We start from the raw sequence: 18,263 nt of genomic DNA on the forward strand, positions 1-18,263 counted from the left end.
GATCCCAAAGGGCTGAGCCCTTTGGCGGGGTCCAGGGGCGGCGCCCCTGGGTCTTTGCAGGGTTCCACCCTGCACCCGCAAAAGGTCGAAGACCTTTTGAAACCAGGACTTTTCAGCTCCCACTCAGGACTGTTCGGACCAGGGCGAGACCCGCCACCAACCCGATTAGCCCAGCCGCCACCGAGGCCAGCACGTAGAGGGCGGCCATGCCGGTCTCGCCCCGCTCGTACAGGCTGATCGCGTCGAGCGAGAAGGTCGAGAAGGTGGTGAAGCCGCCGAGCATCCCGGTGGTCAGGAACAGCCGGGCCGGGTGACCCGCCGCGCCGCGCAACGCGAAGCCTTCCGCCAGCACGCCCATCAGGAACGAGCCCAGCACGTTGATGATCAGCGTGGCCAGCGGAAAGCCGAGGCCTGGCAGCAGCCGCGACACCGCGACGTTGACGCCGTGCCGGACCCCGCCGCCGAGCCCGGCCCCGAGGATGACGATGAGGGTGTTGATCATGCCTGCCCTTCCTGTTCGGTCGGGCGGCGTCGCGCGTCGCGGCTTCGGCGCACGGCCCCACCGCGGACGGCGCGCGGCGCGCCCGTGCGGTAGGAGCCATCAGCCCGGCGTGGCGACCGCCGGGCGGTTGTCGGGGAGCTCCATCCCCATCGGGGACAGGCTTAGCGCAGGATCGCCGACAGGGGAATCCGGTTGTCCGGCCCCGTCAACGCGCGAAGGTGAAGTGGCTGCGCTGCTCGATCTGGGCGGCGTAGAAATCCTCCACCACCTCGCGGACCACCTCGGCCAGCTCGTCGCCCCGGTGCTCGTCGAGCTGGATGTCGCTGCCCACCGTCCGGCCGCTGGCGCAGCGCGCGGCGCCCGGCACGAGGCGCTCGTTGTAGCGCTGGTTCAGGCCCGAGACCGAGATGAAGTTGCTGCCGCCGAGTTCCGGCCCGTATTTGATCTTGATCTTCTGCTCGGCCTCAATCCCGCGCAGCTGCGCGCACAGGCTGATGAAGTTGTCCTGATCGATCCGGGCCTCAAGGCCCGTGATGCTGCCGTGGACGTTGTCCTCTTCGTTGAGCACCTCGGCCATCAGGTTCAGGACGCCCACGACCGGCTGCAGCGCCCGGGTGCCCTCTTCCAGCAGCTTCTTGCGGAAATCGTTGCTCCTGGCATCGGCTTCCTGCAGCCGCGCGCGGAACCGGTCCTTGACGTCGTTCGCGCGTCCCATCGCGCACCTCCCTGGTGGTTCATCCGGTTCTTGTCCGACCGGATACTGAGAACCTATGGAGGTTGGTCAGATGACGCAAGATCGTGCAAAATATTGATGCCTGCCCAGATCTTAAGCCATTGCACAGGAATAGTCCTTGCTCAGGAACTGTGCAATGGCCCTCGGTCAGGTCTCGATCACTTGAGGAGCTGCAGCAGGCTCCGGCCGGCGGGGGTCTTGAGTTCCTTGGCGTCGAGCTTGCCGTCGTTGTCGGGATCGGCTGCCTTGAAGCGCTGCTCGACCAGAGCGAGGTATTCCTTGCGATCGAGGGTGCCGTCGGAATCGGGGTCGGCCGCCTTCAGGTCCTTCTTGCTGACCCGGCCCTTCAGCTCCTTGGCGTCGACGGTGCCGTCCTTGTCCTTTTCCGCGCCGTCGAAGACTTTTCCGGCGGCCGCCTGAGCCTCGGCGAGGTCGATGGTGCCGTCCTTGTCGGTGTCGACCATCTTCAGCGTACGCTCGGTGCCGGAGGACCGGGCGGAGGCCGCGATCGGGAGCGCGGCGGGCAGGATCAGGGCGGCACTGAGCGCCGCGGCGAAGACCGGTCGGATCAGAAACGTGGGCATGTCGGAAGGGTCTCCATGACGATCGGAACCGGCGACCCAAATCCTGATCGTGCGGGCCGTTCCCGGATCGCCCTTCACAAGGCGACGATCGATGAACCCTTTACGACCGCGCGGCCCGGCTCAGCGGGCGGGTCCGTCGAGGGGCGCCAGCCGGTCCGGACCGGGCGCCGCGGGCACCGGTTGGGCGCGTGACAGGGCGCGGGCGAGCGCCGGCAGATCGGGGCCGGCCGCACCGGAGGCGCCGAACACCGACCGGTCGAGAGCCGCGAAGGCAGAGGCGAGATCGGGTCGCGCCCGCCGGATCCGGGCCAGCTCCGGCACCTCGCGCATCGCCGTGTCGAGGGCCGCGCGGAACCCGATCGGGTCGTGGGCGCGGGCCGCTGCCCGCAGGCGACGCCGGGTCGGCCGGGACAGGCGCAGGGTCGGCCGGCCGAGGCCGAAGCCGATCAGCGCGAGGCCCAGCCCGAAGGCGGCGAGCGCCGCGGCGGCCACCGCCAGCGGCGAGGGGATCGCGGGGGGCGCCCGGTCGCCCTCGCGGTCGGGCAGGCCGCCGCCGATCTGCCGGGCCGGGATCTCGGTCTCGCGCATCGTGCGGGTGTTGGTGTCGAACCAGGGGATCGCGATGGCGTCGAGGGGGATGATCTCCGGCACGCCGGGCTTCACGTCCCACTGGTAGGTGGCCCGCGCCACGGGGCCCGAGGGGGTCAGCAGGGTCTCGCGGGTCACAGGCCCCGCGAAGGTGATGATGCCGCGGGTGCGCATCACCGGCCGGGGCGGCAGGCCCTCGGCGACCATGCCCTGGGCCTCCAGGGTGACGATCCGGCGGGCGGTCTCGCCGACCTTGATGGTCTCCGGATCCGGGCTCCACGAATCGGTGATCGCCACGTCCCGGGCGGGCAGCCACCAGGGCTCCTTGGCGTCCGGGCCACCGGTCGGGGCGGTCCATTGCGCCACCGGGAACGGAATCGGTTGCGAGCGCACCTCGACCACCCGGCGCTCGCCGACATCGTTGACGGTGAGCTTATGGACGAAGGGCTCGATGGTGAACTGGCCCGCATGGTGCGGGAAGATCGCCACGGTGCGGTCGAACGCGATGGCGCTCTGGCCATCCGGCAGCTTGGCCTTGCTCCAATGGTCGCGACCGAGCTGCGTCCAGGAGAAATTGGCGAGGGACGGCTGCACCACCTCCTCCAGCAGGATCGGCTGCTTGTAGACCCCGTGGATCCTCAACAGCACCATCTCGCGGGCGAAGGGCGCGCTGTTGCCGTTCAGCTCCGCGGTGACCGTGAGGGTGAGGTCGCCGGGTTCGATCTCGGCTTGGGCGGGGAGGGGGGCGAGGGCGAGGAGCAGGGCGAGATGCCAGACGCGCGTCCCCCTCCAATGCGCGAGGACTCCGATGTTCGCATGTCGTTGGCCGTTGGGCTCTCTCCTCCCCCTTGCGGGGAGGAGCCGGAGGTGGGGGTGGTACAGGATCGAGCGTGGCGGTGCCGTCTGCACCACCCCCACCCCTGACCCCTCCCCGCAAGGGGGAGGGGATTGGCGCATCTCGGCACGAGTACGCCGACCCAAAACCCCAAAAAGCATCACCACGGGTTGCTCCCGGCGGGAATCGCGGTGCCGGCCTCGACCCGGCGGGTCTGCTCGGCGCGCAGGCGCAGCTTGAGATAGCGGCCGGGATCGTCCGGCAGGGTCTGGAGCCAGAGCCGGTCCGGGCGGATCTCGTGGGCCTCAAAACTCTTGGTCACCCGGCGGACCTCGCGCTCGGGCGCCTCGGCCACCATGGCGGAGCCGCCCCCGGTCCGGCCGCGGCCCGCCGCGTCGCCGGCCGAGCCCCGGGCCTGACCCTTGCCGGTGTCGATCGATTGCTGCTCGGCTCTGCCGCGGCGGGCGACCTTGCTGTTGCCCGGCAGCGACGCGCTGGCGTTCGACTCCTTGTTGCCGGCGAGCCCCTCGCCGCTGGAGGCGGCGTTGATGTCGTTGTTCTGGTCCTCGTTGCCGGTGTTGTTGTAGCGGGCGCCGTACTGGGCGGTGCCGTTGGCGATGCCGCCGCCGGGGCCGCGGTCGATCACCTCGGCGCGCATCCGGGCGATGAGCGAGCGGTTGGCCTGGGCGTCGGCGTCGCGGGGGTTGAAGCGCAGGGCCTCGTCATAGGCGGCGAGCGCCCCGTCGAGGTCGCCGGCCTTCGCCAGCGCGTTGCCGAGGTTGTAGCTCGCCCGGCGGCCGCCGGCGCGGAACAGCGCGACCGCCGCGTCGTAACGGCCGGCCTCGTAGAGGGCGGCGGCGCGCCAGGCCGGGTCGGCGAAAACGTCGGCGGCGAGTCCCGGCAGGCCGAGCCCCATCAGCAGGCGCCCGAACCCGGTGCGGGGCTGCGAGACGGCAAGCAGCGCCAGCAGGCCGAAGCCGGCGAGCCCCAGGCCGGCGATGCGGGCGAGGCGCCGCCAGCGCGGCGGCAGGCCGGCCCGGAGCGGGGCGGCGAAGCCCGTGTCGGGGAGGGTGAGCCGCATCACGCGCTCCTCATCATGCGCTCCTGCGGAACAGGACCAGGGCCGGAAGCGCCGCGATCAGCAGCAGCCAGCGCCCGAGATCCGCGTAGGCCAGCACGCCGTAGCCGCCGGCCGCGAGGTGCTGACTCAGCCCGGCGCCGACCGCGTCGAGCACCGGGCCGGGGGTCGCGATGTCGGCGACCGTGCCGCCGCCGGCCCGGGCCAGGGCGTCGAGGGCGGCCCGGTCTGGCTTCGGGGCGTTGGGCGGCAGCGGCTTGTCGGCGGGGACGAACAGGGCCTGGAGCCGCCAGCCCTGCGCGGCGATGGCGCGCGCCTCGCGGGTGGCGGCCTCGCCGATGCCGTCGCCGTCGCTGATCAGCACCACGTCGGCCGACACCACGTTGGCCTCCGCGAGCGTGCGGCGGGCGAGCGCCAGCCCGCGCTCGGGATGGGAGCCACGGTCCGGCACCGTGTCGGCGTCCAGCGCGAACAGGGTGGTGCCGAGGCTGTCGCGGTCGGTGGTGGGGGAGGCGGCGAGGTAGGCGTCGCCCGCGTAGACCACCAGGGCGACGGCCCGGGTTCCGGCGGCCTCGGCCACCGCGGCGGCGGCCTGCCGGACGCCCTGGAGGTTGCCGCCCTCCGCGACCGAGCGCGAGAGATCGACAACGATCACCGTCTCGTCGAGGTTGCGGAAGGTGCGCCCGTCCGCCCGCTCCACGGCGGGGCCGGTCAGCGCCAGGGCGATCAGCCCGGCCGCGAGGGCGGCGGCGCGGTTCGCCTGCCGGCGTCCGCCGAGCACGGCACCGGTGCGGGCGAGATGCGCCATCAGCGCCGGATCCACCGCCCGGACCCAATCGCCGAGCGGCGCCGAGCGCGACGCGGCGCGCAGCGCCAGCAGGACGACGACCGGGATCGCCAGGAACCACCACGGGCGCAGGAGGGTGACGGCGTCGAGGGCGCTCATCGGGCGGATCCCCCCACCCAAACCCCCTCATCCTGAGGTGCCGGAGCGTAGCGGAGGCCTCGAAGGAGCCCTCCAGCCAGCCGCGCGACCTCTGGAGCCCTCCTTCGAGGCTCGCTGCGCGCGCACCTCAGGATGAGGGGGTTGGTTGGATGGGCGTGGTCTCGAACCATCACGCCCCCCTCCGGCTGGCCAGCAACGCGGCGGCGCTGAGCAGCGCCAGGGCGGCCGGCCAGGGCCAGAGATCCCGGCGCAGCGGCAGGGGCGGGGCGAGGGCGCGGCCGCCCTCCAGCCGGTCGATCGCGTCGGCGACCTTGATGAGGTCGTCGGTGGTGCGCACCCGGAACGCCTCGCCGCCGCTTAGCCGCGCCATGTCACGCAGGGTCTCGGTGTCGACCACGTCCTGCTCGCCGTCGGCATCCGCCATGTCCCGCGGGCCGAGCGCGATCGTGTAGACCTTGATGCCCAGCTCCTTGGCCAGCTCCGCCACGTCCTTGGGGGCGGTCTGGCCGGCATTGTTGGCGCCGTCCGAGAGCAGGATCACGGCCTTCGCGGCCTTGCCGCCGGCGGGTTCGGAGGCGGCGTCGGCTCCGGTATCGCGCGGGTCCAGCCGGCGCAGGGCGAGGCCGAGCCCGTCGCCGATGCCGGTGGACCGGCCGCTGATGCCGATCGTCGCCTCATCGAGCGCCCGGGCGACCGCGGCGGTGTCGAAGCTCGGGGCGGCGGCCACGTAGGCCTGGTCGGCGAAGATCACGAGGCCGATCCGGTCCCCGGCGCGGCGCCGGATGAAATCGGTGCCGACGCGCTTGACCGCGGTGAGCCGGGTCACGGTCGCGCCGTCGAGGGCGAAGTCGCGCCGCTCCATGGAGCCCGAGAGATCCATGGCGATCATGATCTCGCGGCCGGAGGCCGGCAGCGCCGTCGCCGGCATGACGAGGCGCGGACCCGAGAGCGCCGCCACCAGGGCGATCCAGAGGATCCAGGTCAGTGCGGCCCGGCGCCGGCCGCGGGCGGCGAGATCGGCGCCGGAGCGCCCCGCGCCCACCAGCGTTCCGGGCACGCGCAGCGCCCCGCTGCCGCCCTCGGGCTCGGCCGGGATCAGGCGGGCGGCCAGCAGCGGCAGCGGCAGCGCCCATAATGCCCAGGGCGCCGCGAGGTCGAAGGCCGACAGGAGGGCGCTGAGCCAGGCGGGCAGAACGCCGCTCATGCCCGCAGCCGCCCGATCAGGCGGCCGAGCTCGGAATCCAGGGCGTCGAGATCCGGCGCCTGCCGGCGGTACAGGCCGTCGGCGAGCACCCGTCCGGCGCCCCGCGTGAAGAAGTCGGTCCTGAACAGCCCATCGAGGCGCGCGGCCCAATCCGCCCCAACGGCCCGGCTCTCCGCCTCGCCGCCGAGCGTCCGGCCGAGGCGGCGCAGCAGACGGGCCTGGGCCAGGAGCCGCGCCTCCGGATCGAGCCCGCGGCTTCGGGCGAGTTCGGCGAGCGCCGCCCGGCGTAGGGTGGCCCGCGCCCGGCTGCGCCCGTAGCGGACGAGCCCCACCAGCAGGGCGGCGAGGAAGCCCAGCAGGGCTGCCGCGACGATCTCGCCCTGCACGGCCCCCGCGGCGCCGCCCGGCAGGTGGAGGCCGCGGAGCTGGTCGAGCCCGAGCGGTGTCTCGACGGGGTTCATCGCGGAGACCCGGCCTCAGTCCTGGTTTCGAAAGGTCGAGACCTTTCGCGGGTCCGGGGCGGAGCCCTGGTGAACATCTCAGAGCCCAGTATCTCAGGGCTCCGCCCTGAGCACCCGCCAAGGGGCTTGCCCCTTGGAAACCCAGGATCGGGGCCGAACAGGCTGTCACAGCACCGCATCGAGGCGCTCCATCAGCGGCGCGTAGGCCTCCGGCCCGGTCTCGACATCGAGGCGCACGCCCGCGATGCCGCGGTGGGCGTAGTCGGCGAGCCGGGCCTCGGCCTGTCCCACGGGCGTCGCCGTCGGCAGCGCGGTCCCGCGGTGGCCGTCCGCCAACGCGAAGGGATAGTAGCCCGGCGGGCGGATGCGCTCGAAGGCGTCGCTCACCAGGATCAGCCGGATGGCGATGCGTTCGGCGAGCAGGGTCAGGAGCTCGTCGAAGCCCGGGCCGGGATCGTCCAGGGCGCTGGCCACGACGAGGTGGCCCCCGGCCGGCAGCAGGCTGCGGGCGAGGCCGAGCGTCGCCTCCAGCGGCGGCTCCGGCTCGGCGCGGGCCGCCGACACCGTCTCCAGGGCGTCCGCATGGGCCTGGGCCAGCGCTCCGGTCACCGCGATCATGGCGCGCTCGCCGCCCGCCGGCCGCAGCACGGTCGGGACGCCGGCCGACGCCACCGCGAGGCCGACCCGGCCGCCATCGGCCGCGACCCGCCAGCCGAGCAGTGCCAGGGCCTCGGCGGCCGCCACCGAGCGCAGCGCCCGGCGGGTGCCGAACAGCATGGAGGGGCGGAAATCGGCGAGCAGCACCACGGCGCGGTCGCGCTCGTCGTGGTGGGTGCGCACGTGCAGCTGCCCGGTCCGGGCGGTGGCGTTGCGGTCGATGAAGCGGCGGTCGTCGCCCTCCGACCAGAGGCGGACATCCTCCGGTTCGGAGCCGCGCCCGCGGCGGCGGGTGACGATGCCGCCGGGCAGGCCCGCCAGCGTCCGGGTGGCGGGCGCGGAGCCCCGCCGGGCGAGGTGGCGCAGGCCTATCAGGGCCTCGCCCGAGAGATGAATGCCGCCGAAACTCCCTCCCCCCTCTGCGGGGGAGGGTGGCCCCTGCGTCAGCGGGGGTCGGGAGAGGGGAGCGCCGGTTCCGAAAGAGGCGCGACCGTCATGAAGGCCGATGCTTAAATCCGCACCGTCGCTCCCCCCTTGCGGGACTACGTCCCGACCCGACCCCCTTCGGGGGCCACCCTCCCCCGCGGAGGGGGGAGGGGATCGGCGGCGCGCGAACCCGAACATTGTCAGAGCGCCCGCACCCGCTGCACCAGCTCGCCGACGAGCCCCCGCGCGGTCCTGCCCTCTGCGGCGGCCCGCCAGGTCAGGCCGATCCGGTGCGACAGGGCGTCCCGGGCGAGTTCGGTGACGTCCTCCGGGATGACGTGGTCCCGGCCCCGCAGCCAGGCCCGGGCCTTGCCGGCCATCATCAGCGCCAGGGTGCCGCGCGGCGAGGCGGGGTGCTCGATCATGGCGCGCAGGTCCGGCGCCGCCGCGTCGGTGCGGGTCGCCGCCACCAGCCGGACCAGATAGTCCTTGAGCGCCGGCGACACGTAGGTGGAAAGCGCCGCCTCCCGGGCCGCGCGCACGTCGGCGAGCGACAGGCGCACCGGCATGGCCTCGATGTGATGCGTGATCTCGCCCTCCACGAGGTCGAGGATCGCCCGCTCGGTCTCGGCGTCGGGCATCTCGACCACGACGTGCAGGAGGAAGCGGTCGAGCTGCGCCTCCGGCAGCGGGAAGGTCCCGGCATGCTCGATCGGGTTCTGGGTCGCCACCACCATGAACGGGTCGGAGAGCCGGTGGGTCGCCCCCGAGACCGTCACCTGCCCCTCGGCCATGGATTCGAGCAGAGCCGACTGCACCTTGGGCGGCGCGCGGTTGACCTCGTCCACCAGAACGAGGGCGTGGAACAGGGGGCCGGGCAGGAACTCGAACGTGCCGCTGTCCTGCCGCCACACGGTGGTGCCGGTGAGATCCGCCGGCATCAGGTCCGGCGTGCACTGGATGCGCGCGAAGGAGCCGTCGAGCCCGTCGGCGAGGCGCTTGACCGCGCGGGTCTTGGCGAGCCCCGGCGCGCCCTCGATCAGCAGGTGGCCGCCGGTCAGGAGCCCGATCAGCAGGCGCTCGACGAGACCGGCGCTGCCGATCAGGCCGCGCTCCAGGCCTTCGCGCAGCGCCATGACGCGGCCGTGCAGGCCTGCATCCGGGACGGTCTCGGGCCGGCGTTCGGCGAGGGCGCCGCTCATGCGCCGAGACATCTTGCGCGGCCACATCCTGCGCGGGCCGGGTCCGCCGCTCGGGGCCTGTGCTGCATCCTGCGCGTCTCCTCGGCCGGGTCCCGAATTCTTAAGGGATCCTCAGGCTCCTGCCGGTGTGCCCGCTGCCCGGTGCGGCCGTCAATCCCGGTTCCATCCGCGTTTTCGGGCCTGGGCCGGGCTACGATGTCACGGTTTCGTCACCGCCTCGCTCGCAAGAACCGCCGATGACCAGCTACGCCGCCCTCCCCGAAGAACTGAAATCCGGCATCGGCCTGCTCGTGGCCTTCGTGCTGGGCACGATCATCGGGGCCGAGCGCCAGTACCGGCAGCGCACCGCGGGCCTGCGCACGGCGGTGCTGGTGGCTGTGGGCGCCTCGGCCTTCGTCGATCTCGGCATGCGGCTGACCGGCCCGGACGGCGGGGTCCGCACGGTGGCGTACGTGATCTCCGGCATCGGCTTCCTCGGGGCCGGCGTGATCATGAAGGAGGGGATGAACGTCCGCGGCCTCAACACGGCCGCCACCCTGTGGTGCTCGGCCGCCGTGGGGGCGTTCTGCGGCGCCGACCTGCCGCTTGAGGCGGTGTTCGTGATGGTGACGGTGCTGGCCTGCAACACGGCGCTGCGGCCGCTCGTGAACGCCATCAACCGCGCGCCGATCCGCGAATCGTCCACCGAGGCGACCTACGAGGTCCAGGTGACCACCGTGCCCGGCGAGGCCGGCCCGGCGCAGGATCTGCTGGTGGAGCGCCTGGAGGCAGCCAAGTACCCGGTCAGCAGCGTCGCGGTGGAGGAGCGCGGCGAGACCGCGGTCGACGTGGTGGCGACGCTGACGGCCAGCGCCGTGAAGGCGGAAGAACTCGACGCCGTGACCAACGAACTGGCGCGGCTCCCGGGCATCCGCCACGCCACGTGGTCGGTGCAGACGGCGGATTGATCGTTTCGAGGTCCGGTCTGCTTGGCCTTGGGGATGGCTGCTCCCGCTATGGGGACGTCAGTCCGTACCCGTCCGCGTCGATCCGGAGGCGGACCCTGCGGCGAGGATTTCGGAACGCGCGCCGGCGCTTTTCGGCCGCTTTCAACGATGTCGTGATTGAACCGGTGTGATGCATATCTGACTGCGGACGCAGAACCGCGATAGATTTTCCAAGAAAAACTATAGCATCAATGTCGAAACACGACAAAACATAAGGCAGAAAGACTTTCTCTTGGCAAAAATCTGTCATATAGCTAGTACGCGAATTGCCTATCAGCACCTCCCCGGAGACAATCGACTCCCGTCCGAGGCAGCACCATGGCATTCACGGTCAAGCACATCCTCATCACGCTGGTTTGTGCGCTTGTGGTCGCCATCTCGGCACAAGGGGTGCTCGGCGTTCATCAACTGCGATCGGTCAACGACAACGCGCTCGAGCTATCGACCAACTGGTTACCGAGCGTGCTCAAACTGGGTGAGATCAAATACAAAGTGACGCGATTGCGTCTTGTCGATGCGCGCCTGGTCACCGCGGTCGAGCCCGTCGACACTCTGGTCACACTCTCGGATCACCGTCTCGGTGAGGTCGAAGCGGTCGCGGCGGGTTACGTCCCCTTGATCTCCAGCCCGGAGGAGAGAGCTCTCTGGACCGCGTTCAAGCAACACTGGAGCGACTACCAGGGGTACCGCACGAAGCTGATCGGGGCGGCGCAAGCGAAGGATCAGCCCGCCCTCAACGCGTTGTTCCAGACCTCGCGCACCGCCTTCGAGAAGGCACTGGATTGTCTCGATCGTGACACCGCCTTGAACGTCGCGGGCGGCGAGCAGTCCACGGCGAGCGCCGGTCAGACCTATGCGCGTTCGATCTGGGTCACGACGCTCCTCTGCGGCCTCGCGCTCATCGTCGGCATCTATTCACTCGGATATCTGATCTTGCGCGTCACGCATCCGATCGACCGCCTGATCCAGCGCATGAAGGACCTCGCCGCCGGCGACCGTCAGGCCGAGATTCCCTATACCGGGCGGGCCAACGAGATCGGCGCGATCGCCCTCGCCCTGGAGGCATCGCGCGCGAGTTCGATCCGCGCCCTTCAACTCGAAGCCGAGGCCGTAGAGGCGCGACGCACCGCCGAGGAGCAGCGCAAGGCGGCCATGCGCCAGATGGCCGACGGCTTCGAGGCGGCGGTGGGCGGCGTCATCGGCATGGTGTCGTCGTCCGCCACCGAGTTGCAGACGACGGCCGAACAGATGACCTCCACGGCCACCGAGACCGCGAGCCGATCGACCGTCGTGGCGGCCGCGTCCGCACAGGCCGCCGCGAACGTGAACATGGTCGCCTACGCCGCGGAGGAGTTGGGCACGTCGGTGCAGGAGATCGGCCGGCAGGTCCGGGGCTCGGCGACGCTGGCCCAGGCAGCCGTGGGCGAAGCGGACCAGACCGCCACCCTGGTTCAGGCGCTGCGTCAAACCTCGGCGCGGATCGGCGACATGGTTGGGCTCATCGCGAACATCGCGAGCCAGACCAACCTGCTCGCCCTGAACGCGACCATCGAGGCGGCGCGCGCCGGTGAAGCGGGGCGCGGCTTCGCGGTGGTGGCGGCCGAGGTGAAGGACTTGGCCGGCCAGACCGCCAAGGCGACCGAGGAGATCGCCGGCCAGATCGGCGAGATCCAGGGTGTGACCGATCAGGCCGTCTCGGCCATCGGCGGCATCACGGACCGGATCCGCGAGATCAACAGCGTGGCGACCACGATCGCGACCGCGGTGGAGCAGCAGGGCGCGGCGACGCAGGAGATCGTGCGCAACGTCGCCCAGGCCTCGACCGGCACCACCGAGGTGACCGGCACCATCGCCGGCGTCGCGCAGGCCTCGGAGGAGACGGGGGCGGCGGCGAGCCAGGTCCTGTCCGCCGCCTCCGAACTGGCGCGCCAGTCCGAACATCTCCGCGCGGCGGTCGGGCGCTTCCTCGCCACCGTGCGGGCGGCCTGACCGTGTCTGCTTACGTCCCGCGCGGGTTATAGGGTTTCGCCCGAAGCCCGGTCCCGCGCGAAAGCTCCGGACCGGCTCGGCCCTCATCCGCCCGATATCCGGAGACCGATCATGACCCAATCCCAAAAGAACGCGCTGGTCGTCGGGGCCTCCCGGGGCCTGGGGCTCGGCCTCGTCGAGACGTTCCTGGCGCGGGGCTGGCACGTCACCGCGACCCAGCGCAGCCCGTCCCCCGATCTCGCCCGGCTCGACGCGAAATCCCTGCGTATCGAGACCGCCGACATCGACGACGATGCGGGCGTCGCCGCCCTGCACGACCGTCTGCGGGAGCAGCGCTTCGACCTGATCTTCGTGGTGGCCGGCGTCGCCACGCAGGCGCACGATCCCGCGCATGCGGTGCCGCGGGAGGTCGCCGCGCAGGTCTTTCTCACCAACGCGATCAGCCCGATCCGCTTCGCCGAGGCCTTCCTCGATCGCCTCGCGCCCGGCGGCAGCCTCGCGCTGATGAGTTCGATCCTGGGCAGCGTCAGCCTGAACGAGTCGGGCGGTTGGGAGACCTACCGGGCCAGCAAGGCGGCGCTGAACACCCTGGCGCGCAGCTTCGAGATCCGGCACCGGGCCGACAACGTCTCGGTGCTGATCCTGCATCCGGGCTGGGTGCGCACCGACATGGGCGGGCAAGAGGCCGATATCGACGTCGCCACCAGCGTCACGGGCCTCGCCGACGTGATCGAGGCCCAGCTCGGCCGGCCGGGCGCCCATTATCTGGACTATCGCGGCCAGACGCTGCCGTGGTGAGAACCGCCGCCCGGGCAGGGGCGGCGGAACCCCGTCAGCGCGTCGGGGACAGGGGCCGGCTGCGGCGCTCGATCACCACGGTCGGGCGGGTGCGCCGCTCGACCACGACGGTGCGCGGCGCCCGGCTCGGGCTCGCCTGGGTCAGGATCCGCTCCGGCACGCGCTCCGGCTTCGCCTTCTTGGCGGCCAGCACATGGGGGCGGACCTCATCGACCGGCAGACCCATCAGGCCGGCCGCGATCTCGGCCTGCTGCTCGACATCGTCGGCGAGGTCCTGGGCGGCCGCGACCGCCTCGCTGACCGTCGGCGGCTCGCGGCGCACCCGGATCGGCGGCAGGTCGGCGAAGCTCTTCTGCGTCTTCTTCACGGGGCGACTCGCAGTCTTCATAGGCCAGACATAGCGCCTTCCGGCCCGGTTGTGCAGTGCATCAAAAACGTTTGACCGACGTGGCGGGTGCATGCCTAACAGGGCGTTTCCACCGCAGCGCGCTGGTGGCCGGCGCTGCCGTCAAGGACGCGAACCCATCCGCCCCGAATCGTTTCCTGTCGGCGGGCGGATGCGACATAGAAGCGCATTCGTGGCAGGACAACGGTTTCCTGCGCTGGCCGCAGACCCGCAACCCATCGTGAAGGCGGCTGTGATAGGGTCGCCCCATGACCGATATCCTCGATCCGCGGCTGACTCCCGCCCGCGCCGACATCGCCGACGAGCGCCTGCGCGGCCGGGTCGAGGCCGCACGCTTCGTGGCCGGCAGCCCCCGCCGGGTCACGGCGCCCTCGGCCCCCCTGCGGCGCGAACCCTCCCCGGGGGGCGGGCTCGACACGGAGGCGCTGCTCGGCGATGCCGTCACCCTCTACGCCGAGGCGGACGGCTTCGCCTTCGTGCAACTCGCCCGCGACGGCTATGTCGGCTACCTGCCTGCCGACAGCCTCGGACCGGAAGGGCCGGAGCCGACCCACCGGGTCACGGCGCTGCGGACCTTCCTGTATCCGGAACCCGACCTGAAGCGGCCGGTTCGCGCCCATCTGAGCCTCGGGGCACGTCTGGTGGCGACCGGGGAATCGGGCGCCTACCTGGAGACGCCCGACGGCTACGTGTTCACCCGCCACTGTGCCCCCGTGGCGGAGCGCGAACCGGATTACGTGGCCACCGCCGCACGCCTCGTGGGGATCCCCTACCTCTGGGGCGGACGGACCACGCTCGGGCTCGACTGTTCCGGCCTCGCGCAGCTCTGCCTCGATGCGGCGGGCCTGCCCTGCCCGCGCGATGCCGACATGCAGGAGCGCGCCCTCGGGCGGGCTCTGCCCCTCGATGTCGCAGGCCTGCGCCGGGGCGACTTCGTGTTCTGGCGCGGCCATATGGGGCTGATGCTCGATGCCGAGACGCTGATCCACGCCAACGGCCACCACATGGCGGTGGCGGTGGAGCCCCTGGCCGGTGCGGTGGAGCGGATCCAGGCCCACAGCTACGGTGCGGTGACCAGTCTTCGGCGGCTCTGAACGGCGCGGGTCCAAACCGCGCGGCAATCGTGCTACAGGTAGGCTCCGCCTCCGTCGCACGGCCCGGTTCCGCCACTTGGCCTGTTGACAGGATAGCCCCGCCCTCGCCACATCCCCCGCATGACCGCCGAAACAGCGCCCCCCGCGCCCGCCCCGGGCAATACCGGCAAGCCGCCGCTGGAGATCCTGCTCTGCGCCCCACGCGGCTTCTGCGCCGGGGTGGTGCGGGCCATCGACGTGGTGGAGCGAGCTCTCGCGATCTACGGGCCGCCCGTCTACGTCCGTCACGAGATCGTGCACAACAAGTACGTGGTCGAGAGCCTGAAGCGGAAGGGCGCCGTGTTCGTGCGCGAGCTCGACGAGGTGCCGGATGGCGGCGCCCCGGTGATCTTTTCCGCCCACGGTGTCGCGAAGACGGTGCCGGCCAACGCCGATTCGCGCGGGCTCACCACGATCGACGCCACCTGCCCGCTGGTGACCAAGGTCCACCGCGAGGCCGAGATCCACCACAAGCGCGGCCGCCACGTGCTGCTGGTCGGCCATTCGGGCCACCCGGAGGTGGTGGGCACGATGGGCCAATTGCCCAAGGGTTCGATCACCCTGGTGGAGGATCTCGACCAGATCGCCGCCCTGAACCCCGAGAATCCCGACAACCTCGCCTGGGTGACCCAGACGACCCTGTCGGTGGACGACACGCGCCACATCGTCGAGGCGCTCAAGCAGAAGTTTCCGGCCATCACCGGACCCCACAAGGACGACATCTGCTACGCCACCACCAACCGCCAGGAGGCGGTGAAGCAGGTGGCGCCGCTGGTCGATGCGCTGATCGTGGTCGGCTCCTCGAACTCCTCGAACTCGCAGCGCCTGCGCGAGGTCGCCGAGCGGGTCGGCTGCCCGATCACCCGCCTCGTGCTGCGCGCCGAGGAGATCGACTGGCCGGCCTTCGAGGGCATCCGCAAGCTCGGCCTCACGGCCGGCGCCTCGGCGCCCGAGGTGCTGGTGGAGGAGATCATCGACGCCTTCGCGGCCCGCTACGACGTGATGGTCGACACGGTCTCGACGGTGATCGAGGACATGGTGTTCCCGCTGCCGCGGGAGCTGCGGAGCGAAGCCGCCGAGTAGGCAGCCTCGACACAGGCGCGGCAGGCTTTATGCGGGGGCGCTTCGGCGCCCCTCGTCGTATCGAAGTTCCAAAATTCAGAGCGCGAACACGTGGCCGTCTACACCGAGGTATCCGACGCGGCGCTCGCCGACTTCCTGTCGGCCTACGCGATCGGCAGCCTGCTCTCCTTCAAGGGCATCGCCGAGGGCGTCGAGAACTCGAATTTCTTCCTGCACACCACCGATGGCTCCTACATCCTGACGCTCTACGAGAAGCGGGTGCGGGAAGCCGACCTGCCGTTCTTCATCGGATTGATGGAGCATCTCTCGGCCCGGGGCCTCGCCTGCCCGCAGCCGGTGCGGGACCGGACCGGTCAGGCCCTCGGGCAGCTCTGCGGCCGGCCCGCCGCGATCGTGAGTTTTCTGGAGGGGGTCTCGGTCAAGGCGCCGGGCGTCGGGCATTGCCGGGAGCTGGGGCGGGCGCTCGCCACCCTCCACGCCGCCGGCCGCGACTTCCCGATGGTGCGGGAGAACAATCTTTCGGTCTCGTCCTGGCGGCCGCTCTTCGCGCAGGCCGAGGCCCAGGCCGATTCCGTCGAGCCCGGCCTCGCCGCGCGCACCCGGGCCGACCTCGCGTTCCTCGAGGCGCACTGGCCGACAGACCTGCCGGGGGGCGTGATCCACGCGGATCTGTTCACCGACAACGTGTTCTTCATCGGCGATGCCCTGTCGGGCCTGATCGACTTCTACTTCGCCTGCACGGACGCCTTCGCGTACGACCTCGCGATCTGCCTCAACGCGTGGTGTTTTGAGCCCGATGGCACCTTCCACCGCGACAGGGCGACGGCTCTGTTTGCCGGCTACGAGGCCGTGCGTCCGCTGGAGCCCGCTGAGGTCGCGGCCCTGCCGATCCTATGCCGGGGCGCGGCGCTCCGCTTCATGCTGACCCGGCTGGTCGATTGGCTGAACGTGCCGCCGGGTGCTTTGGTGAAGCCGAAGGATCCGCGGGAATTCGACCGCCGGCTCACCTTCCACCGGCAGGCGCGGGACGCGCGGGACTACGGGCGGCAGGGCTGAGAACCGGATGAGCACCGAGATGACCGGGCCGGATACCGAATCCGCGGCCGAGCCGAAGCGCGTGAAGATCTACACGGACGGGGCCTGCTCGGGGAATCCCGGCCCGGGCGGCTGGGGCGCGATCCTGATCTTCGGCGACACCCAGAAGGAGCTGTCCGGCGGGGAGGCCCACACCACCAACAACCGCATGGAGATCCTGGCGGCGATCGAGGCGCTTGAGGCGCTGAAGCGTCCCTGCCGGGTCGACCTGTTCACGGACTCGCAGTACCTGCGCCAGGGCGTCACCGGCTGGATTCACAATTGGAAGGCGCGGGGCTGGCGCACCGCCGACAAGAAGCCGGTGAAGAACGAGGATCTCTGGCGCCGCATCGACGCCGCCCGGGAGCGCCACGAGGTGGCGTGGCACTGGGTGAAGGGCCATGCCAGCGACCCGCTCAACAACCGGGTCGACGCGCTGGCGGTGGCGGCGATGCTGCCGTTCAAGCGGCGGTGAGGGCGGGTTCGGCATCGGAACCCGCAACACGCCTGGTCACCGGAAGTCCTTCGATGACATAGAGCGCTCTCCGCCGAAGTGGACGCCGGTTCGGCGCAGGAGAGCGCGTTGATACAAAGGCCTAGAGCCAGCCCTTTTAAGGTGTTTGCGGAAGCAACGAGACAGGGGCCAAGCGCACTCTCCTCCCCCTTGTGGGGAGGAGTTGGAGGTGGGGGTGGTGCAGACGGCACCGCTGCGCCTCATCCTGCACACCCCCACCCCTGGCCCCTCCCCACAAGGGGGAGGGGAAAAGGCGGTGCTCTTTCAGGATGTTAGAGCCACGACTTGCGATTTTCGCAGCTAGCCCAAACACCTTAAAAGGGCTGGGCCTAGAGCGGTGCTCAATTGCAACGCGATCGGGTACGGGTCTAGCCGGTGCCGCAGGCGTTTTATGAGGGCTTGTCACCTCGACCAAGGCGGCCCTTGCAGAGCGGCGTGCAGGACGCGAAGAATTCGCACGACGCTATCATCGACCTTGTAGACGATGATGTACCTGCGGTGGACGATCATCTCGCGGGTGCCCGCGACCCGACCCCGCCGACCGAGTGCGGGATGATCGACCAAGCGGGCGGCCTTCTCGGTAAACCGCCTATCCAACGCGATGGCAGCCGCCGGATTGTCGGCTTCGATATCATCGTAGATTGCGTCGCGGTCCTGAAGCGCTTCGAGCGTCCAGACCAACGCCTTCATTTTGCGGCGTCGAGTCGCCGCTGTGTGGCTGCCCGCTTGGCAGCGAACCGCGCTTCGACATCCTCGGCGGAGATGACACGGCCGCTTTGGGCGGAATCGAGCCCGATCTGAACCTGCCGGCGAAACCAAGCCTCATGCTCGGTTTCGTCCCGTTGCTGTTGGACATACGCGTGCATGAAGTCACGCAAGAGCTGAGCGCTGTTGCGATCCCGATCCTGTGCGGCCTGAGAAAACGCGTTCTTCAGGGCTTCATCGACCTGAAAGGTAAACGTCGCCTCGCCCAAAGTCGTCGTCCCTAAGCTCGACGGACCATCCAAGATCGTTGAAGGCTAACACATCGTAGCCGGCGGGAAAACGGCCGGATCCGAATGCCT

The 18,263-nt window shown here is 70.9% G+C and carries 20 protein-coding genes and 1 riboswitch; of the genes, 7 read left to right on the forward strand and 13 right to left on the reverse strand.

Annotated elements, in window-relative coordinates; all coding sequences use genetic code 11:
• Positions 1 to 112: 112 nt before the first annotated feature.
• The 10 genes from crcB to FVE89_RS15445 form a co-directional block, all read right to left on the reverse strand.
• Positions 113 to 502, reverse strand: coding sequence for a fluoride efflux transporter CrcB (gene crcB, locus FVE89_RS15400; RefSeq protein WP_160534810.1), 390 nt, complete (start codon positions 500 to 502; stop codon positions 113 to 115).
• An 83-nt stretch (positions 503 to 585) separates the two neighbouring features.
• Positions 586 to 659: riboswitch (Fluoride riboswitch) on the reverse strand.
• 48 nt (positions 660 to 707) lie between these two features.
• On the reverse strand, positions 708 to 1,217 hold the full coding sequence (locus tag FVE89_RS15405; RefSeq protein WP_160534812.1) for a hypothetical protein: 510 nt from the start codon (positions 1,215 to 1,217) through the stop codon (positions 708 to 710).
• Positions 1,218 to 1,393: 176 nt separating this feature from the next.
• Positions 1,394 to 1,819 carry an EF-hand domain-containing protein gene (locus tag FVE89_RS15410; RefSeq protein ID WP_160534813.1) on the reverse strand — a complete coding sequence of 142 codons (426 nt, stop codon included), beginning with the start codon at positions 1,817 to 1,819 and terminating at the stop codon, positions 1,394 to 1,396.
• 120 nt (positions 1,820 to 1,939) lie between these two features.
• Entirely contained in the window at positions 1,940 to 3,169 is a 1,230-nt protein-coding gene (locus tag FVE89_RS15415) for a hypothetical protein (RefSeq protein ID WP_246730819.1), read from the reverse strand.
• 233 nt (positions 3,170 to 3,402) lie between these two features.
• Positions 3,403 to 4,323 carry a tetratricopeptide repeat protein gene (locus FVE89_RS15420; protein WP_160534817.1) on the reverse strand — a complete coding sequence of 307 codons (921 nt, stop codon included), beginning with the start codon at positions 4,321 to 4,323 and terminating at the stop codon, positions 3,403 to 3,405.
• A gap of 13 nt (positions 4,324 to 4,336) precedes the next feature.
• Entirely contained in the window at positions 4,337 to 5,266 is a 930-nt protein-coding gene (locus tag FVE89_RS15425; protein ID WP_160534818.1) for a VWA domain-containing protein, read from the reverse strand.
• A 169-nt stretch (positions 5,267 to 5,435) separates the two neighbouring features.
• Entirely contained in the window at positions 5,436 to 6,470 is a 1,035-nt protein-coding gene (locus FVE89_RS15430; protein ID WP_246730792.1) for a VWA domain-containing protein, read from the reverse strand.
• The gene (locus FVE89_RS15435; RefSeq protein WP_160534820.1) at positions 6,467 to 6,931 is read right to left on the reverse strand and encodes a DUF4381 family protein; all 465 of its coding nucleotides are present in this window, start codon (positions 6,929 to 6,931) and stop codon (positions 6,467 to 6,469) included. Before FVE89_RS15435 ends, FVE89_RS15430 begins: the two co-directional genes overlap by 4 nt.
• Before the next feature lie 165 nt (positions 6,932 to 7,096).
• Positions 7,097 to 7,984 carry a DUF58 domain-containing protein gene (locus tag FVE89_RS15440; RefSeq protein WP_160534890.1) on the reverse strand — a complete coding sequence of 296 codons (888 nt, stop codon included), beginning with the start codon at positions 7,982 to 7,984 and terminating at the stop codon, positions 7,097 to 7,099.
• Positions 7,985 to 8,214: 230 nt separating this feature from the next.
• Positions 8,215 to 9,216, reverse strand: coding sequence for a MoxR family ATPase (locus tag FVE89_RS15445; protein ID WP_160534821.1), 1,002 nt, complete (start codon positions 9,214 to 9,216; stop codon positions 8,215 to 8,217).
• A gap of 236 nt (positions 9,217 to 9,452) precedes the next feature.
• Here FVE89_RS15445 and FVE89_RS15450 point away from each other — a divergent pair, with 236 nt between their 5' ends.
• The 3 genes from FVE89_RS15450 to FVE89_RS15460 all read left to right on the forward strand — a co-directional run bounded on the left by FVE89_RS15450 (position 9,453) and on the right by FVE89_RS15460 (position 12,989).
• The gene (locus tag FVE89_RS15450; protein ID WP_160534823.1) at positions 9,453 to 10,163 is read left to right on the forward strand and encodes an MgtC/SapB family protein; all 711 of its coding nucleotides are present in this window, start codon (positions 9,453 to 9,455) and stop codon (positions 10,161 to 10,163) included.
• Between the two features lie 357 nt (positions 10,164 to 10,520).
• Positions 10,521 to 12,191: a methyl-accepting chemotaxis protein gene (locus FVE89_RS15455; protein WP_160534825.1), complete on the forward strand. Its 1,671-nt coding sequence runs from the start codon at positions 10,521 to 10,523 to the stop codon at positions 12,189 to 12,191.
• Positions 12,192 to 12,302: 111 nt separating this feature from the next.
• The gene (locus FVE89_RS15460; RefSeq protein ID WP_160534826.1) at positions 12,303 to 12,989 is read left to right on the forward strand and encodes an SDR family oxidoreductase; all 687 of its coding nucleotides are present in this window, start codon (positions 12,303 to 12,305) and stop codon (positions 12,987 to 12,989) included.
• A gap of 34 nt (positions 12,990 to 13,023) precedes the next feature.
• Here FVE89_RS15460 and FVE89_RS15465 read toward each other — a convergent pair whose 3' ends face one another.
• The gene (locus tag FVE89_RS15465) at positions 13,024 to 13,356 is read right to left on the reverse strand and encodes a hypothetical protein (RefSeq protein ID WP_342389723.1); all 333 of its coding nucleotides are present in this window, start codon (positions 13,354 to 13,356) and stop codon (positions 13,024 to 13,026) included.
• Positions 13,357 to 13,643: 287 nt separating this feature from the next.
• Here FVE89_RS15465 and FVE89_RS15470 point away from each other — a divergent pair, with 287 nt between their 5' ends.
• The 4 genes from FVE89_RS15470 to rnhA all read left to right on the forward strand — a co-directional run bounded on the left by FVE89_RS15470 (position 13,644) and on the right by rnhA (position 17,160).
• Positions 13,644 to 14,489, forward strand: a complete 846-nt coding sequence (locus FVE89_RS15470; protein ID WP_160534828.1) for an NlpC/P60 family protein — start codon at positions 13,644 to 13,646, stop codon at positions 14,487 to 14,489.
• A gap of 120 nt (positions 14,490 to 14,609) precedes the next feature.
• Complete coding sequence (gene ispH / locus FVE89_RS15475; protein WP_160534830.1) at positions 14,610 to 15,611, forward strand: 4-hydroxy-3-methylbut-2-enyl diphosphate reductase; 1,002 nt, start codon at positions 14,610 to 14,612, stop codon at positions 15,609 to 15,611.
• Positions 15,612 to 15,701: 90 nt separating this feature from the next.
• The gene (locus tag FVE89_RS15480; protein ID WP_160534831.1) at positions 15,702 to 16,667 is read left to right on the forward strand and encodes a homoserine kinase; all 966 of its coding nucleotides are present in this window, start codon (positions 15,702 to 15,704) and stop codon (positions 16,665 to 16,667) included.
• A gap of 7 nt (positions 16,668 to 16,674) precedes the next feature.
• Positions 16,675 to 17,160 (forward strand): ribonuclease HI, encoded by a 486-nt coding sequence (rnhA, locus tag FVE89_RS15485; RefSeq protein ID WP_246730794.1) that lies wholly within the window; start codon positions 16,675 to 16,677, stop codon positions 17,158 to 17,160.
• Between the two features lie 441 nt (positions 17,161 to 17,601).
• Here rnhA and FVE89_RS15490 read toward each other — a convergent pair whose 3' ends face one another.
• Both FVE89_RS15490 and FVE89_RS15495 read right to left on the reverse strand, forming a co-directional pair.
• Entirely contained in the window at positions 17,602 to 17,889 is a 288-nt protein-coding gene (locus FVE89_RS15490; protein ID WP_160534832.1) for a type II toxin-antitoxin system RelE/ParE family toxin, read from the reverse strand.
• Positions 17,886 to 18,173 (reverse strand): hypothetical protein, encoded by a 288-nt coding sequence (locus tag FVE89_RS15495; RefSeq protein WP_160534834.1) that lies wholly within the window; start codon positions 18,171 to 18,173, stop codon positions 17,886 to 17,888. Before FVE89_RS15495 ends, FVE89_RS15490 begins: the two co-directional genes overlap by 4 nt.
• Positions 18,174 to 18,263: the final 90 nt, after the last annotated feature.

It is taken from the genome of Methylobacterium sp. 2A, from assembly GCF_009806555.1.
GTDB lineage: Bacteria > Pseudomonadota > Alphaproteobacteria > Rhizobiales > Beijerinckiaceae > Methylobacterium.

Excerpts from the sequence above, each read along its gene's own strand:
- FVE89_RS15470 (WP_160534828.1), top strand. The coding sequence starts at position 13,644 with ATGACCGATATCCTCGATCCGCGGCTGACTCCCGCCCGCGCCGACATC.
- FVE89_RS15425 (WP_160534818.1), bottom strand. The coding sequence starts at position 5,266 with ATGAGCGCCCTCGACGCCGTCACCCTCCTGCGCCCGTGGTGGTTCCTG.
- FVE89_RS15450 (WP_160534823.1), top strand. The coding sequence starts at position 9,453 with ATGACCAGCTACGCCGCCCTCCCCGAAGAACTGAAATCCGGCATCGGC.
- FVE89_RS15490 (WP_160534832.1), bottom strand. The coding sequence starts at position 17,889 with ATGAAGGCGTTGGTCTGGACGCTCGAAGCGCTTCAGGACCGCGACGCA.
- FVE89_RS15445 (WP_160534821.1), bottom strand. The coding sequence starts at position 9,216 with ATGAGCGGCGCCCTCGCCGAACGCCGGCCCGAGACCGTCCCGGATGCA.
- FVE89_RS15435 (WP_160534820.1), bottom strand. The coding sequence starts at position 6,931 with ATGAACCCCGTCGAGACACCGCTCGGGCTCGACCAGCTCCGCGGCCTC.
- FVE89_RS15420 (WP_160534817.1), bottom strand. The coding sequence starts at position 4,323 with ATGCGGCTCACCCTCCCCGACACGGGCTTCGCCGCCCCGCTCCGGGCC.
- rnhA (WP_246730794.1), top strand. The coding sequence starts at position 16,675 with ATGAGCACCGAGATGACCGGGCCGGATACCGAATCCGCGGCCGAGCCG.
- FVE89_RS15410 (WP_160534813.1), bottom strand. The coding sequence starts at position 1,819 with ATGCCCACGTTTCTGATCCGACCGGTCTTCGCCGCGGCGCTCAGTGCC.
- FVE89_RS15430 (WP_246730792.1), bottom strand. The coding sequence starts at position 6,470 with ATGAGCGGCGTTCTGCCCGCCTGGCTCAGCGCCCTCCTGTCGGCCTTC.
- crcB (WP_160534810.1), bottom strand. The coding sequence starts at position 502 with ATGATCAACACCCTCATCGTCATCCTCGGGGCCGGGCTCGGCGGCGGG.
- FVE89_RS15405 (WP_160534812.1), bottom strand. The coding sequence starts at position 1,217 with ATGGGACGCGCGAACGACGTCAAGGACCGGTTCCGCGCGCGGCTGCAG.
- FVE89_RS15460 (WP_160534826.1), top strand. The coding sequence starts at position 12,303 with ATGACCCAATCCCAAAAGAACGCGCTGGTCGTCGGGGCCTCCCGGGGC.
- FVE89_RS15455 (WP_160534825.1), top strand. The coding sequence starts at position 10,521 with ATGGCATTCACGGTCAAGCACATCCTCATCACGCTGGTTTGTGCGCTT.
- ispH (WP_160534830.1), top strand. The coding sequence starts at position 14,610 with ATGACCGCCGAAACAGCGCCCCCCGCGCCCGCCCCGGGCAATACCGGC.